We start from the raw sequence: 13,769 nt of genomic DNA, 5'->3' as shown, positions 1-13,769 counted from the left end.
CGGGGCGACCCCAGACTCCCGGAAATCCCCTGTCACCGCGCGCCGTCACCGCCCTACCATCGGCTTATCCGTAGCAGGCTCCCCTCCGTTTCTGCCCGCCGGCTCGTCAGCGTGCCGAGCCCCAAGCCCTACGGAGCATCGGGGGATGCACATGAACAGCGTTCCGCAGCAACTGTTGAGCGAGGACCGACAAGAGTACGAGCGGGTCCTCGACGAGGCACTGCGCCTGGCACCACACCGTCCGGAACTGTCCGGCCTCGGAGAGCGGCTCGATCCCGAGCAGCTGCGCGCGATGGCGCTCAGCGCCACCGCGCTCATCACGGCCGCCGCCGCGGCCGAGTACCGGCACTACGTCACGGTCCGCGAGGAACTGCGCCATCCGGCGGCGCCGGCTCCCGGGTCCTCCCTCCGTGAGCCTGGCTCCGCCGAGCCGGAGCCGCGGGTGACGGGACCGTCCGCCGTCAGAGGGCAGGACGCCGGGACCGCAGGCGCGGGCGCCGTCGCCGTCGTCGCGGTTCTGACGCCCGTCCTCGCCGGGACGGCGGCGGCGATCTTCCTGCTCGTGGGGTACGTCCTGTGGATGCTCGACCCGGGGCAGGCGTTCGCCCGGACCATGCTCACCACCGGCTGGGTGTTCGGTGCCCTCACCGCGGTCGCGGTCCTCGCCGCCGCCGTCGGACTGCTGATCACCGCACTGCGCAACCGCCCCCGCGCCGAAGCCGGGCCGGACCGGGAGCTGAGCCGGGAGGTGGCCGAGGCCCGCGAGGCCTGGCGCGTCGCCCTGCTGGAACGCGGTGTTCTGCCCTTCCTGCGCGACGCCCTCGGCGACCGGGGCACGGCGGGCGCACCACCGCGTACGACACCGTCCGTGCCGGCCAGCCGTATGCCGGCCCTCGGCTACGACCGCCCCGGTTTCACCAGCCCGGGCGACAGCCCGGCCGCCGGGCACCGCCCGAGCTACACGAGCCCGGACTACACCAGCCCGGACTTCGGCGGACCGGAGCACCGGCCGGAGTAGTGGCAGGAGTCAACGGCCGGTGCGGGTCCGGAATGCCGCAGGGTGCCCCGGAGCGACGGGCGACGGCGGACGAGGACTGCCGGGCGACGGTGTCGGAGGGAGGGGGCGGGCCGGAAGGCCGCCCCCTCGTCACTCCGTCAGCCCTGTCCCTCGCACGGCGACGCGAGGTTTAGTCCGCGATCGGCAGATACACGCGGTTGCCCGAAGCCGCGAACTCCTTCGACTTCTGGGCCATGCCCTGCTCGATCTCGGCCTGGCTGCCACCGTGCTCGCGACGGATGTCCTGCGAGATCTTCATGCTGCAGAACTTCGGACCGCACATCGAGCAGAAGTGAGCCGTCTTGGCGGGCTCGGCCGGCAGCGTCTCGTCGTGGAACTCCCGTGCCGTGTCCGGGTCGAGGGCCAGGTTGAACTGGTCCTCCCACCGGAACTCGAAGCGGGCGTCGGACAGCGCGTCGTCCCACTCCTGCGCCCCGGGATGCCCCTTGGCAAGATCGGCCGCGTGGGCGGCGATCTTGTACGTGATGACGCCGGTCTTGACGTCGTCCCGGTTGGGCAGGCCCAGGTGCTCCTTCGGCGTGACGTAACAGAGCATGGCCGTGCCCCACCAGGCGATCATCGCGGCACCGATGCCGGAGGTGATGTGGTCATAGGCCGGCGCGACGTCCGTCGTCAGCGGACCGAGCGTATAGAACGGAGCTTCCTCGCAGATCTCCTGCTGAAGGTCGATGTTCTCCTTGATCTTGTGCATCGGGACATGGCCCGGGCCCTCGATCATGGTCTGGACGTGGAAGCGCTTCGCGATCCGGTTGAGTTCCCCGAGCGTCCTCAACTCCGCGAACTGGGCCTCGTCGTTGGCGTCCGCGATCGAGCCGGGCCGGAGGCCGTCGCCGAGGGAGTACGTCACGTCGTACGCCGCGAGGATCTCGCAGAGCTCCTCGAAGTTCTCGTACAGGAACGACTCCTTGTGGTGCGCCAGGCACCACGCCGCCATGATCGAACCGCCGCGCGAGACGATGCCGGTCTTGCGGTTCGCCGTCAGCGGCACGTACGCCAGGCGGACGCCCGCGTGGACCGTCATGTAATCCACGCCCTGCTCGGCCTGTTCGATCACCGTGTCCTTGTAGATCTCCCAGGTCAGCTCTTCGGCCTTGCCGTCCACCTTCTCCAGGGCCTGGTACAGCGGCACGGTGCCGATGGGTACGGGGGAGTTGCGCAGCACCCACTCGCGCGTGGTGTGGATGTTCCGCCCGGTGGACAGATCCATGACCGTGTCGGCGCCCCAGCGGGTCGCCCAGGTCATCTTCTCCACCTCCTCCTCGATGGAGGAGGTCACGGCGGAGTTGCCGATGTTCGCGTTGACCTTCACCAGGAACCGCTTGCCGATGATCATCGGCTCGATCTCCGGGTGGTTCACGTTCGCGGGCAGCACCGCCCGCCCGGCGGCGATCTCCTCGCGGACGACCTCGGGCGACACGTTCTCCCGGAGGGCCACGAACTCCATCTCCGGCGTGATCTCGCCCCGGCGCGCGTACGCCAGCTGGGTCACGGCCTTTCCGTCCCGGCCGCGCCTCGGCTGACGCGGGCGCCCGGGGAAGACCGCGTCGAGGTTGCGCAGGCCCCCGCGCGGCGAGGTGTGCTTGATCCCGTCGTCCTCGGGCCGGACGGGACGGCCCGCGTACTCCTCGGTGTCGCCGCGGGCGACGATCCAGTTCTCGCGCAGCGGCGGAAGGCCCCTGCGGACGTCGGTGTCAACGAGCGGATCGGTATACGGGCCCGATGTGTCGTACAGCGTGACGGACTGCCCGTTGGTGAGGTGCACCTGGCGGACCGGCACTCGCAGATCGGGGCGTGAGCCCTCGATGTACGCCTTGTGCCAGCCGATGGACTTCCCGGCCTCCGCGGACTGTCCGTCGACGGAGTCGTTCGTGGAGGCAGGCGTGCGTGCGTCCTTGATGGTCATGAGACCTACTCCCTACGCCGGCATTACCCGGTAACAGGTTCGGCGGTCGACGCAGCGGCTTCCGTCTGCCGACGTTCCGTGGGAAACATCACTCGTCTTCGGTGACGTTTCATGTGAAACATCGGCGGGACGGAGGTCAGCGCCCTCTCAGCCCGGTGCTCCGAGCTCCCGCGTGTACAAAGGTGCCCCCACGCTAGCGTTACTTCGGGCGCGGTGAACAGAGGGCCCCCCTGGTTCTTGCGATGATCGGTCGGTGACCACGACGCAGCATCCCCCCTATCCCCCGCCCGACCCGCCCCGCGGCCCGGGTGCAGGCAGCGGCCCTGGCGCCGGTGGTCCTGGTGCCGGAGGCGGACGCGGCCCCGGATCCGGGGGCGGCCATGGGCACTCGCACGGCCACGGACACGGGCATGGGCACGGTCCCGCGGCACCGGTCTCCCGGCACCTGCGCAAGGTCATCGCGGCGGTCCTCATCCCGTTCGCCGCGGCGGTGGTGGTCGGGCTCGCGGTGCTGTGGCCGGGCGGTGCGCCCCCACACGAACGCACCGGTGTCGGATTCGACCGGCAGACGCAGCAGGCCACGGTCACCCGGGTGCTCGAGGTGAGCTGCAAGGACGTCAACGCCTCGGGCGTCCCCCCGACCGGCGACACCTCCACCGCCGAGGGGTCCTCCGCGGTGCAACAGGCCGGCGGCACCTGCAAGAAGGCCACGATCCGGGTCGACACCGGCAAGGACAAGGGCCGGACGTTCACCGAGATCGTGCAGCCCGACCAGTCCCGGCAGCTGCGACAGGGCCAGAAGGTCGTGGTCGCCTACGAGCCCTCGGCACCGAGGGACCTGCAGTACTCGGTCGCCGACATCAACAGGCGCCTGCCGATGGCGCTGCTGGCCGGGATCTTCGCGCTCGCCGTCGTGGTCGTCGGGCGGCTGCGGGGTGTCATGGCGCTGGTCGCGCTGGCCATCAGCTTCCTGGTGCTGAACTTCTTCATCCTCCCGGCGATCCTCCAGGGGTCGAACCCGCTGCTGGTGGCCGTGGTGGGGTCGAGCGCCATCATGCTGATCGCCCTGTACCTGTGCCACGGCCTGTCCGCCCGCACCTCCGTGGCGGTGCTCGGCACCCTGATCTCCCTGCTGCTGATCGGCGTCCTGGGATCGCTGTTCATCGGCTGGGCCGCGCTCACCGGCAACACCGACGACAACACGGGGCTGATCCACGGCCTGTACCCGACCATCGACATGAGCGGTCTGCTGCTGGCCGGTGTGATCATCGGTTCTCTGGGTGTCCTCGACGACGTGACCGTCACGCAGACGTCGGCGGTCTGGGAACTGCACGAGGCCAACCCGTCGATGGGCTGGCGCGGGCTGTACCGCGCGGCCATCCGGATCGGACGCGACCACATCGCGTCCGTCGTCAACACGCTCGTCCTCGCCTATGCGGGCGCCGCGCTCCCGCTGCTCCTGCTGTTCTCCATCGCGCAGAGCAGCGTGGGAACGGTCGCCAACAGCGAGCTCGTCGCGGAGGAGATCGTCCGCACTCTGGTCGGTTCGATCGGCCTGGTGGCGTCGGTTCCGGTCACCACGGCCCTCGCGGCCCTGGTGGTCTCGGCCGACCGCAGCGGGCGGGAAGCCACGGCGCAGGGCACCGGGTCCGGGCCGGCCCGTGGCGGACGAGGACGGCGCCGCAAGCGCTGAGACCGCGCGGCGAAGCGTTCCGCCTCCGTCCCCCGGTTGGCGTAACGCTTCAGCCGGTGCTCTGCTCCTCCGCCAGGATGCGGTCCAGAGCCTCGTCGAGATGGGCGTCGAAATCGGCGAGCGAACCCTCCTGGCCCAACGGCACCAGCTTGTCGGTGCGGTCGAGGAAGGCCACGAGCGGTGCCGACGAGGAGCGGAACAGCGCCTGGTCACCGCCGACCTGAAGCCGGATCAGGACCTCGCCGAGGGCTTCCGGTTCCACCGGGGTGATGCGCACATCGCCCTCACCACACGGGCGGCCCACCCCGTCGATCAGCAACTCGCGTCCGAAAGCCCAGGTCACCGGTGCGTCTCCGGGCAGATGGAAAGTAAGCCGCACGGCATAGGGATCACAGGTCTCGTAGCGCAACTCCACCGGGATGCGGAAGGAGAGCTCCTCGGACACAAGAAAGCTCATCATGACTTCTGCTTGTACGGACTCGCGCATCATGTACCCCGTCGTTCGCCGTCGACTGGCCGGGAATCAAACCTCTGACACTGCTGGCATCTTGCTGAACGTACACACCAGATCACAAGGAGTGAGTTTTCACATACTGATAGAGATCGCGAGCGACCCCAGGCGGCGGCCTACCTCCTGCTGGAGCTGCCGTACCGCGGGCAGCAGCCGATCGGCATGCTGGGAGGGCAGGGAAATGGCCATCGTCGCGGCCGTGGTGCCCAGGGTGATGGGGATCGCCGCGCACACCGTCCCGAGCGCGTACTCCTGGCGCTCGATGACCGGCTCCATGTGCCGTACGCGCTCCAGCCGCTTGAGCAGGCTGCGGTCGTCGTCCACCGTGTACGGCGTGACCGGCTGGACCGGGTACCGGTCGAGGTGGTCCCGGCGGGCTTCCTCGTCCAGCTGTGACAGCAGGCACTGCCCGATGGCGTGCGCATGCCCGGTCTCCCGGAAGTCGGCCCACTCCTCGACCGCCGGGTTGCCGGGAGTGTCGGAGACGCACATGACGTGGATGTCGCCGTCGCGGTACATCGCGTAGTACACGGGCACGCCGAGGGCGTCCCGCCAGCAGGCCAACGCGTCGACAACCGTGCTGCGACGTTTCTGCTGGGCGCCGCCGGCGGCGAGCCGCTCGGCCGCCTCACCGAGGAAGAAGAGACCTTTCTCCCGGCGCAGATAGCCCTCGTGGACGAGGGTGCGCAGCAGGTGGTACGCCGTGGGGAGCGCCAGTCCGGTCTCACGGGCCAGTTGCTTGGCGGGCGCTCCGTGCGCGTGCTCGGCTACGCGTTCGAGCAGACGCATCGCGCGCTGTACCGAGCCGATGAGGGTCGTCGAGCGGACGCGGGGCGCCGAAGGAGGCGGAGCGGGGGCCCGCTGGGACTGCACGGCGGTGGCGTGCAGCCCGGCGGATGGCGTGTCAGCCGTGGCCAAGGATCACTCCCGGAACGCGAGGGGCAGCCCGTGCGGGGAGACACGGGCGGGTGTACTCCGCTCGCGGGGTCGTCCCCGCGTGGAGGTTCCGGACTCTAATCGTCCGTTCCCACCCGCAGGCCGACTGTCCGGGAAACCTCCCCCGCACGAGGGAACCGGTGATTCCTGTTACCGCTCACCGGTGCCCCAGGTCCTCACCAGTCGCCGCGTGACGAGGAACGCGACGTGAACTTGCGCACGACGTAGATCAATCCGCCGACCAGCGCGACGAAGACCAGCACCTTGAAGAGCAGTCCGACCAGGAAACCGACCACGCTGGCTATCAGTCCGCCGAACACGACCAGGGCGATGACCGGCACCGCGATCCACTTCACCCACCACGGCAGTCCCGCGAAGATCTCTCGCATCGCCTTCGTCCTTACCTCTCCGCCGGTCACATGTCCTGGATTCGATGCTAGGGCCGAAGAAGGCCCGGGCGGGGGCCCGGCATCCCTTGTTCTCCCCTGACCGGTCCCCTAGGGCCTGTCCAAACGACAGGCCCTGGGGAACCCTGAGACGGCGGCTCAGGTCTCCGGCGGAGAGAAGACCACCAGCACCCGCAGGTCCTCGCTGATGTGGTGGAACTTGTGGGCGACCCCGGCGGGCACGTAGACCACACTGCCGCGGGCGACCTCGGTCGTCTCCAGGCCGACGGTGAGCGAGGCCCGGCCGCTGACGACGAAGTACACCTCGTCCTGGCCGTGCGGCTGCTGCGGGTCGGGCTGGCCCGCGTCGAGGGCGTAGAGGCCGACCGACATGTTCCGCTCCCGCAGGAACTGGAGGTACGCCCCGTCGTTGGCGGCCCGCTCCGCCTCCAGTTCGTCCAGCCGGAATGCCCTCATCGCCCTGTCCACCCCTGTCTCCCACTCGGATCCGATCACGTCTGCCACGATCAGACACATGAAGAATTTCCTAGTCAAGACGATCGCCAACGCGGGTGCCCTCGCGGTCGCCGTCTGGCTGCTCGACAAGATCACCCTGACCGGGGACAGCACCGGCAAGAAGGCCGGGACCCTGATCCTCGTCGCCCTCGTCTTCGGTCTGGTGAACCTTCTGGTCAAGCCGGTCGTGACGGTGCTGACCCTTCCCCTGTTCATCCTGACCCTCGGCCTGTTCACCCTGGTGGTGAACGCGCTCATGCTGCTGCTCACCTCGTGGCTGGCCGACAAGCTGGACCTGAGCTTCCATGTGGAGGGATTCTGGACCGCGGTCCTGGGCGGCCTGATCGTCTCGGTCGTCTCCTGGGCCCTGAACGTGGTCCTCCCCGACAAGGACTGAACCGATGACCTACCGCGTCTGTTTCGTGTGCACCGGCAACATCTGCCGCTCCCCGATGGCCGAGGCGGTCTTCCGCGCGCGCGTGGCGGAGGCCGGGCTGGAAAGCGAGGTGGAGGTGGACAGCGCCGGCACCGGCGGCTGGCACGAAGGGGAGGACGCCGACCCGCGCACCCTGGCCGTCCTGGCGGACCACGCCTACGACCTCGATCACACGGCCCGGCAGTTCCAGCCGTCCTGGTTCTCCCGGCTGGACCTGGTCATCGCCCTCGACGCCGGTCACCTCCGGGCACTGCGCCGCCTCGCGCCCACCGAGCAGGACGCGGCCAAGGTACGGCTGCTGCGCTCGTACGATCCCGCCGCGCACGACGGCGACCTCGACGTGCCCGACCCGTACTACGGGGGCGTGGACGGCTTCGAGGAGTGCCTTGAGATGGTGGAGGCGGCGAGCGCGGGTCTGCTCGCCGCCGTACGCGAGCACGTGGAAGGACGGGCGGCATGAACGATTCTGCTACAGACACCGAGGGCGGTACGCGACAGCAGGGGCACCCCTCCCGTGCGGCGGACGGCGGGAACGCCGCGGGCGGCACCGGTGACGGCACGCGCGCGGTGCGGGCCGGGCTGCCGGAGCCGGTGAAGCATGAGCCGACCCTGCCCGGTCCCGTGTTCGCCGCGCACTTCCATCTGCCGGGCGACCCCACCGGCCCGTACACCTACGGCCGTGACGAGAACCCGACGTGGACCCTGCTGGAGCGCGCCATCGGCGAGCTGGAGGCGCCCGGACGGGACGATGCCGAGACGCTCGTGTTCGCTTCGGGCATGGCCGCGATCTCGGCGGTGCTCTTCTCCCAGCTGCGCGCCGGGGACGCGGTCGTCCTGCCCAGTGACGGCTATCAGGTACTGCCCCTGGTACGCGCCCAGCTGGAGGCGTACGGCGTCGAGGTGCGCACCGCGCCGACCGGTGGCGACGCCCAGCTCGAGGTCCTGGACGGCGCGAAGCTGCTGTGGATCGAGACGCCGTCGAACCCGGGGCTGGATGTGTGCGACGTCCGGCGGCTCGCCGAAGCGGCCCACGCGCGAGGCGCGCTGGTCGCCGTCGACAACACGCTCGCGTCCCCGCTCGGGCAGCGCCCGCTGGAGCTCGGCGCCGATTTCTCCGTGGCCAGCGGCACCAAGCAGCTCACCGGCCACGGTGACATCCTCCTGGGGTACGTCACCGGCCGCGACGCCCAGGCCATGACCGCCGTACGGCGCTGGCGCAAGATCGTCGGGGCGATTCCCGGGCCGATGGAGGCATGGCTGGCGCACCGGTCGATCGCCACCCTCCAGCTGCGCGTCGAACGGCAGAACGCCACCGCGCTCAAGGTCGCCGAGGCCCTTCGGGAGCGGCCCGAGGTGTCCGGGCTGCGCTACCCGGGACTGCCCGACGACCCTTCGCACAAGATCGCCTCCCAGCAGATGCGGCGCTATGGATGCGTCGTCTCCTTCACGCTCCCCACGCGCGCGCGTGCCGACCGTTTCCTCGACGCGCTGCGGTTCGTGGACGACGCGACGAGCTTCGGTGGAGTGCGGTCGACGGCCGAGCGCCGCGGCCGCTGGGGCGGGGACTCGGTGCCGGAGGGCTTCATCCGCCTCTCGGTCGGCGCCGAGGATCCCGAGGACCTGGTGGCGGACCTGCTGCGGGCGCTGGACGAGTCCGCCGACTGATCGGGCGCGGTACGGCGCCGGTCGTGCGGTGCCGTGAGACGGACGGTCCGAGCCTCCCCCCTCGTGGCTCGGACCGTCCCGGTTCTGCCGCGAGAACCGCGCCAACAAGGCTAGTTGACTCTCTGTCAGTGTCCAATCACAGTAGCGACAGAGACCTATCGACATATTTATAGTTGGACGATGCCGGGGGCCGTGAACAGACGGCCCGAGGGGGTTGTCACTGTGGACCTGGCCCTGTTGCGCACCTTCGTGACCGTGCACCGAGCCGGATCCTTCACCCGTGCCGCGGCCCTGCTCGGCCTGTCCCAGCCGGCCGTCACCTCACAGATCCGCTCGCTGGAACGGCAGCTGGGCCGCCCGCTCTTTCTGCGACAGGCCCGCGGAGTGACGCCGACCACGGTCGGCGACGAACTCGCGCACAAGGCCGCCCCCCATCTGGACGCCTTGGTGGAGATAGTCGGAACCGGCCGGGACGACGCCTCGTCCTCACGGACACTGCACCTCGCCGGCCCTCCCGAGTTCACCGCCGAGCGGGCGCTTGCCGCACTCACCGGGCTGACCGGTGCCGACGGACAGGGCTACACGCTGCGCACCTCGTTCGGCATCACGGAGGAGGTCCTGGACGGGCTGGCCGCGGGCCATCACGATCTGGCCATCAGTACGGTCCGGCCGCGAGGCGGCCTGCTCACGGCGACGACACTCTGCGACGAGGAGCACATCCTGGTCGCGGCGCCGCGGTGGGCGGAGCAGATCGGCGCCGGCAGGCTGGACCGCGGCGGCGCTCCCGCGCTGGATCACGTCCCCGTGATCGAGGTGCACGAGTCGTTGCCGTTCGTCTCCCGTTACTGGGCCTCCGTCTTCGACGCCCGCCCGGCCGGGCCGGGCACCGTCGTCGTCCCCGACCTGCGGGCCGTACTGGCGTGCGCGGTCGCCGGGGCCGGGCTCGCGGTGCTGCCGCGCTATCTGTGCGCGGACACCCTGAAGCGCGGGGATCTGGTCGCCCTGCACCAGCCCGCGGTTCCGCCGCTGCGGACGTACTTCCTCGTGGTCCGCACGGGCACCCTCGCGTTGCCGCACATCGCGCGGGCCCACGAAAGGCTGCACCGCGCGGCGGCCGACTGGAACTGAACGGGTGCCATCGGCACGGGGCCTGCCGCCTCGCGCGGTCCGGGCCGTGCCGACGCGCGATGTTTCACGTGGAACCAGCCGGGCGACATTTCTCCCATGACCGTCCGCCCCGTGGTCAAGCGCACCGCCCGTGCCGTCCTGCTCGACGGTGACGACCTGGTCCTGATCAAGCGCACCAAGCCCGGCGTCGATCCCTACTGGGTCACCCCGGGGGGCGGGGTCGAGCCGGGAGACCCGACCGTCGTCCACGCCCTGCACCGCGAGGTGCACGAGGAGCTCGGTGCGAAGATCACGGACGTGGTCCCCTGCTTCGTGGACACCGTGGAGCACATCGGCGAGGACGGTGGCGCGACCGGCGTGAAGGTGCAGCACTTCTTCGTCTGCCGGCTGGAATCCATGAATCCGTCCCTGCGGCACGGCCCGGAAGTCGATCAGCCCGCGGGCGAGTACGAGATCGTCCGGGTGCCGTTCACCCGGATCGGGATCGCCTCCGTCCACCTCGTACCGCTGTCCCTGCGGCACTATCTGGACGGCAACATCGAAGGGGTACGCGCGCTGCTCGCCCCCGACCTCGGCTGATAACCGCCCTCCGCCGGCTCACGGCGACGCGGGCGGCCGACCGCGTCGTCCGGTTGGCGGGATGACGGCCCACGGCGTGGCCAAAAGCCCGTACGGGTCAGCCGAAACAGGTGGACGCCGAGGGCTCCCGTCGGACAGCCTGACGTGCGTGCCGACTCCTTCCCTCACCGCTCTGCCCATCCGCCGACTGACGCTGCGGGATCTCGCCGCCTGCGCCGACCTGTCCGAAGACCGGGGGTGGCCACGCGAAGAACACAAGTGGGGCTTCCTTCTCACCGCCGGGAGGGGGTACGGCATCGACGACCCCGACGGCGGACTTGCCGCCGCCTGTGTCGTCACCCTGTACGGGCCCCACGAGCGCCCGGCACTCGCCGCTCTCGGCATGGTTCTGGTCGCCGAGCGGCATTCCCGCCAGGGGGTGGGGCGACGGCTGATGCGGCATGTGATCACGGCCATGGGCACGGTCCCCATGACCCTGCACGCGACCCCGTACGGCCGCCCGCTCTACGAGGAGCTCGGCTTCAAGGTCACCGGACGGGCGGAGATGGTGAGTGGGAGCCTCGTACCGCTCGGGGACGCCCCGCGGATCGCGACACGAGCCGCCACCGCGGAAGACCTGACCGCCATCCTCCGGCTCGATGAAGAGGTGTTCGGCGCGGATCGCACGCATATCATCACCCGCCTGCCCGCCTTCGCCGATCAGCTGCGCGTCGCCGAGGAGGACGGCCGGCTCATCGGATACGCGGCGGCCTGGCCCAACATGGACACCCAGGTGGTGGGCCCGCTGATCGCCCGCGACACGGAGACCGCGAAGGCGCTGCTCGTCTCGCTCGCCGCACACACCGACCGCCCGCTGCGCACCGACATCGACGTGCGCCACACCGACCTGATCACCTGGGTCAAGGAACGCGGACTCGCCTCCGTCGCCTTCAACGACGTCATGACCTACGGGATCACGGAGCTGCCCGGCGACTGGGCCCGGCGGTTCGCCCCGGTGACCGTGGCGGCCGGCTGACGGACCCCGAGCGGGCGGGCCCGCGCCGACGCGGCTCACCGATACGGCTACGACGACGCCGGCTCCCGGGGGTCCCGGGAGCCGGCGTTCGCACGGTGGTGGGACGGGGCCGTCAGGCCAGGGCCTCCACGGCCGCCGTGGCGAAGGCATGGTCCTGCTCGGGGGCGCCGCCGCCGACCCCGATGGCTCCGATCAGCCGGCCGCCACGGTGGACCGGCACACCGCCCGCGATGAACAGCAGCGGCCGGTCGAGCGCGGTGGGCAGGGTGTGGAAGAGTCCTCCGGGCCGCACGGCGTCGACGAGGTCGGCGGTGGGGGCGTTCAGCTGGAGCGCCGTGTACGCCTTGCGGGTGCTGGTCTCGCCGGAGATCAGCACGGCCCGGTCGTCGCGCCGGAAGGCAAGCAGGTGACCACCCGCGTCCAGAACGGTGACACTGACCGTGACTCCGGCGGCCTCGGCGGCCTGGCGGGCCACGGCGACGAGGGCTTCGGCGTCCTGAAGGGTCAGCGGGGTGACGGCGGTGGTGCTCATGAGGGGTTCTCCTGTGGGCTGACTTGCGGTGGTACGTGTGCGTACGGGGCGGCACCGCTCGGTTGCGGGAGACGGCGCGCCCCGCCCGGTCCCGGATGGTCCCCGGGATGTCCGGTCGTGGGGTGGTGCGCGGCCGGGCGCCGCGGGGGCGGCCCTGGTCCTGCGGCCCGGTGGCACCGGTGGCTCAGTGGTGGACGGCGGTCCGCTGCTGTCCGGCCGGGACGGACGCCGCGATGACGTCGCTGGGGACGCCGCCGCCGCGCCGCTCCAGGGCGGCCGAGAGGACGGCGAGGACCAGGGCGGACGCGGCCAGGACGGCACCCACCCAGTTGGGCGCGGTATACCCGAGGCCGGCCGCGATGACGAGGCCGCCGAGCCATGCCGCCAGCGCGTTGCCGAGGTTGAAGGCGCCGATGTTCACCGCCGACGCCAGCGTCGGCGCGCCCTGCGCCTGGTCCAGGACGCGCTTCTGGAGCGGCGGCACGGTGGCGAATCCGAGTGCGCCGATCAGCGCGATGGTCACGGCAGCCGCGATCTTGTGGTGCGCGGTGAGGGTGAAGAGCGCGAGGACGAGGGCCAGGGCGCCGAGCGAGACGTACAGCAGGGGCATCAGGGCCCGGTCGGCGAACTTGCCACCGACGAGATTGCCGCCGACCATGCCGAGGCCGAAGAGGACGAGCAGCCATGTGACGGATCCGTCGGCGAAGCCCGCGGCGTGCGTCATCATCGGCGCGATGTAGGTGATGGCCGCGAAGACCCCGCCGAAACCGAGGACGGTCATCGCCATGGCGAGCAGGACCTGGACGTTCTTGAAGGCGGCCAGTTCGTGGCGCAGGCGCACCCCTTCCGGCTTGGGCAGGTCGGGAACCAGCTTGGCGATGCCCGCCAGACCGATCACGCCGAGGGCGGCGACGACGGCGAAGGTGACACGCCAGCCGAGGGACTGTCCGACGAGCGTGCCCAGGGGGACACCGACGACGTTGGCGACGGTGAGACCGGTGAACATCATCGCGATCGCGCCGGCCTTCTTGCCGGGCGCGACCAGCTCGGCCGCGACCACCGAGCCGATGCCGAAGAACGCTCCGTGGGCGAGCGAGGCGACCACACGGCCGATCAGCATGATCGCGAAGGCGGGGGCAAGGGCGGAGAGCAGATTGCCGGCGATGAACAAGCCCATCAGCAGCATCAGCATCCGCTTGCGCGAGATCTTGGTGCCCAGCACGGTCATGAGCGGAGCCCCGAACATCACGCCGAGCGCGTATCCGGTCACCAGGAAGCCCGCCGTGGGGATGGAGACCCCGAAGTCGCCCGCGACCTCGGGCAGCAGACCCATGATCACGAACTCGGTCGTTCCGATCCCGAAGGCCCCGATCGCGAGGGCCAGGAGCGCG

15 protein-coding genes and 1 riboswitch are annotated in these 13,769 nt (G+C 70.5%); of the genes, 8 read left to right on the top strand and 7 right to left on the bottom strand.

Features of this window, described 5'->3' with window-relative positions:
- The first annotated feature begins 145 nt into the window (after positions 1 to 145).
- The gene (locus AB0L74_RS31040) at positions 146 to 1,018 is read left to right on the top strand and encodes a hypothetical protein (protein WP_365659700.1); all 873 of its coding nucleotides are present in this window, start codon (positions 146 to 148) and stop codon (positions 1,016 to 1,018) included.
- Between the two features lie 169 nt (positions 1,019 to 1,187).
- Here AB0L74_RS31040 and thiC read toward each other — a convergent pair whose 3' ends face one another.
- Positions 1,188 to 2,981 (bottom strand): phosphomethylpyrimidine synthase ThiC, encoded by a 1,794-nt coding sequence (gene thiC, locus AB0L74_RS31035; protein WP_365659698.1) that lies wholly within the window; start codon positions 2,979 to 2,981, stop codon positions 1,188 to 1,190.
- A riboswitch (TPP riboswitch) is annotated at positions 2,974 to 3,163 on the bottom strand. Its footprint overlaps the gene before it by 8 nt.
- Before the next feature lie 71 nt (positions 3,164 to 3,234).
- Here thiC and AB0L74_RS31030 point away from each other — a divergent pair.
- A complete protein-coding gene (locus AB0L74_RS31030) occupies positions 3,235 to 4,674 on the top strand; it encodes a YibE/F family protein (RefSeq protein ID WP_365659695.1) in 1,440 nt (479 codons plus the stop codon).
- 49 nt (positions 4,675 to 4,723) lie between these two features.
- Here the strand turns inward: AB0L74_RS31030 and AB0L74_RS31025 are convergent, their stop codons facing one another.
- The 4 genes from AB0L74_RS31025 to AB0L74_RS31010 form a co-directional block, all read right to left on the bottom strand.
- Positions 4,724 to 5,161: an SsgA family sporulation/cell division regulator gene (locus AB0L74_RS31025; RefSeq protein WP_164389489.1), complete on the bottom strand. Its 438-nt coding sequence runs from the start codon at positions 5,159 to 5,161 to the stop codon at positions 4,724 to 4,726.
- Positions 5,162 to 5,260: 99 nt separating this feature from the next.
- A complete protein-coding gene (locus tag AB0L74_RS31020; RefSeq protein ID WP_365659782.1) occupies positions 5,261 to 6,058 on the bottom strand; it encodes an IclR family transcriptional regulator C-terminal domain-containing protein in 798 nt (265 codons plus the stop codon).
- Between the two features lie 239 nt (positions 6,059 to 6,297).
- Positions 6,298 to 6,510, bottom strand: coding sequence for a DUF5326 family protein (locus AB0L74_RS31015; RefSeq protein WP_365659692.1), 213 nt, complete (start codon positions 6,508 to 6,510; stop codon positions 6,298 to 6,300).
- Between the two features lie 156 nt (positions 6,511 to 6,666).
- Positions 6,667 to 6,984 carry a cupin domain-containing protein gene (locus AB0L74_RS31010; RefSeq protein WP_365659779.1) on the bottom strand — a complete coding sequence of 106 codons (318 nt, stop codon included), beginning with the start codon at positions 6,982 to 6,984 and terminating at the stop codon, positions 6,667 to 6,669.
- A gap of 58 nt (positions 6,985 to 7,042) precedes the next feature.
- Here AB0L74_RS31010 and AB0L74_RS31005 point away from each other — a divergent pair, with 58 nt between their 5' ends.
- The 6 genes from AB0L74_RS31005 (at position 7,043) to AB0L74_RS30980 (ending at position 11,846) form a co-directional block, all read left to right on the top strand.
- Positions 7,043 to 7,420, top strand: coding sequence for a phage holin family protein (locus tag AB0L74_RS31005; protein WP_365659690.1), 378 nt, complete (start codon positions 7,043 to 7,045; stop codon positions 7,418 to 7,420).
- Positions 7,421 to 7,424: 4 nt separating this feature from the next.
- Entirely contained in the window at positions 7,425 to 7,919 is a 495-nt protein-coding gene (locus AB0L74_RS31000; RefSeq protein ID WP_365659688.1) for a low molecular weight protein-tyrosine-phosphatase, read from the top strand.
- Positions 7,916 to 9,124, top strand: coding sequence for a cystathionine gamma-lyase (locus AB0L74_RS30995; RefSeq protein WP_365659686.1), 1,209 nt, complete (start codon positions 7,916 to 7,918; stop codon positions 9,122 to 9,124). Before AB0L74_RS31000 ends, AB0L74_RS30995 begins: the two co-directional genes overlap by 4 nt.
- 222 nt (positions 9,125 to 9,346) lie before the next feature.
- Positions 9,347 to 10,252 (top strand): LysR family transcriptional regulator, encoded by a 906-nt coding sequence (locus tag AB0L74_RS30990; protein WP_365659777.1) that lies wholly within the window; start codon positions 9,347 to 9,349, stop codon positions 10,250 to 10,252.
- Positions 10,253 to 10,348: 96 nt separating this feature from the next.
- Positions 10,349 to 10,831 (top strand): NUDIX hydrolase, encoded by a 483-nt coding sequence (locus AB0L74_RS30985; RefSeq protein ID WP_365659683.1) that lies wholly within the window; start codon positions 10,349 to 10,351, stop codon positions 10,829 to 10,831.
- A gap of 148 nt (positions 10,832 to 10,979) precedes the next feature.
- Positions 10,980 to 11,846, top strand: coding sequence for a GNAT family N-acetyltransferase (locus AB0L74_RS30980; RefSeq protein WP_365659680.1), 867 nt, complete (start codon positions 10,980 to 10,982; stop codon positions 11,844 to 11,846).
- Between the two features lie 112 nt (positions 11,847 to 11,958).
- Here the strand turns inward: AB0L74_RS30980 and AB0L74_RS30975 are convergent, their stop codons facing one another.
- Both AB0L74_RS30975 and AB0L74_RS30970 read right to left on the bottom strand, forming a co-directional pair.
- Positions 11,959 to 12,378 carry a heme-binding protein gene (locus AB0L74_RS30975; protein WP_365659677.1) on the bottom strand — a complete coding sequence of 140 codons (420 nt, stop codon included), beginning with the start codon at positions 12,376 to 12,378 and terminating at the stop codon, positions 11,959 to 11,961.
- Between the two features lie 184 nt (positions 12,379 to 12,562).
- Positions 12,563 to 13,769, bottom strand: a 1,207-nt coding sequence (locus AB0L74_RS30970; protein ID WP_365659674.1) for an MFS transporter, incomplete at its 5' end; no start/stop codon positions are given.

This window comes from Streptomyces sp. NPDC052020 (genome assembly GCF_040680575.1).
GTDB lineage: Bacteria > Actinomycetota > Actinomycetes > Streptomycetales > Streptomycetaceae > Streptomyces.
This window is presented reverse-complemented; position numbering and strand designations above follow the sequence as displayed.

Bases quoted from the DNA above. Each gene is read 5' to 3' on its own strand.
- AB0L74_RS31040 (WP_365659700.1), top strand. From the start codon at position 146: ATGCACATGAACAGCGTTCCGCAGCAACTGTTGAGCGAGGACCGACAA.
- thiC (WP_365659698.1), bottom strand. From the start codon at position 2,981: ATGACCATCAAGGACGCACGCACGCCTGCCTCCACGAACGACTCCGTC.
- AB0L74_RS31025 (WP_164389489.1), bottom strand. From the start codon at position 5,161: ATGCGCGAGTCCGTACAAGCAGAAGTCATGATGAGCTTTCTTGTGTCC.
- AB0L74_RS31015 (WP_365659692.1), bottom strand. From the start codon at position 6,510: ATGCGAGAGATCTTCGCGGGACTGCCGTGGTGGGTGAAGTGGATCGCG.
- AB0L74_RS31010 (WP_365659779.1), bottom strand. From the start codon at position 6,984: ATGAGGGCATTCCGGCTGGACGAACTGGAGGCGGAGCGGGCCGCCAAC.
- AB0L74_RS31005 (WP_365659690.1), top strand. From the start codon at position 7,043: ATGAAGAATTTCCTAGTCAAGACGATCGCCAACGCGGGTGCCCTCGCG.
- AB0L74_RS31000 (WP_365659688.1), top strand. From the start codon at position 7,425: ATGACCTACCGCGTCTGTTTCGTGTGCACCGGCAACATCTGCCGCTCC.
- AB0L74_RS30995 (WP_365659686.1), top strand. From the start codon at position 7,916: ATGAACGATTCTGCTACAGACACCGAGGGCGGTACGCGACAGCAGGGG.
- AB0L74_RS30985 (WP_365659683.1), top strand. From the start codon at position 10,349: ATGACCGTCCGCCCCGTGGTCAAGCGCACCGCCCGTGCCGTCCTGCTC.
- AB0L74_RS30975 (WP_365659677.1), bottom strand. From the start codon at position 12,378: ATGAGCACCACCGCCGTCACCCCGCTGACCCTTCAGGACGCCGAAGCC.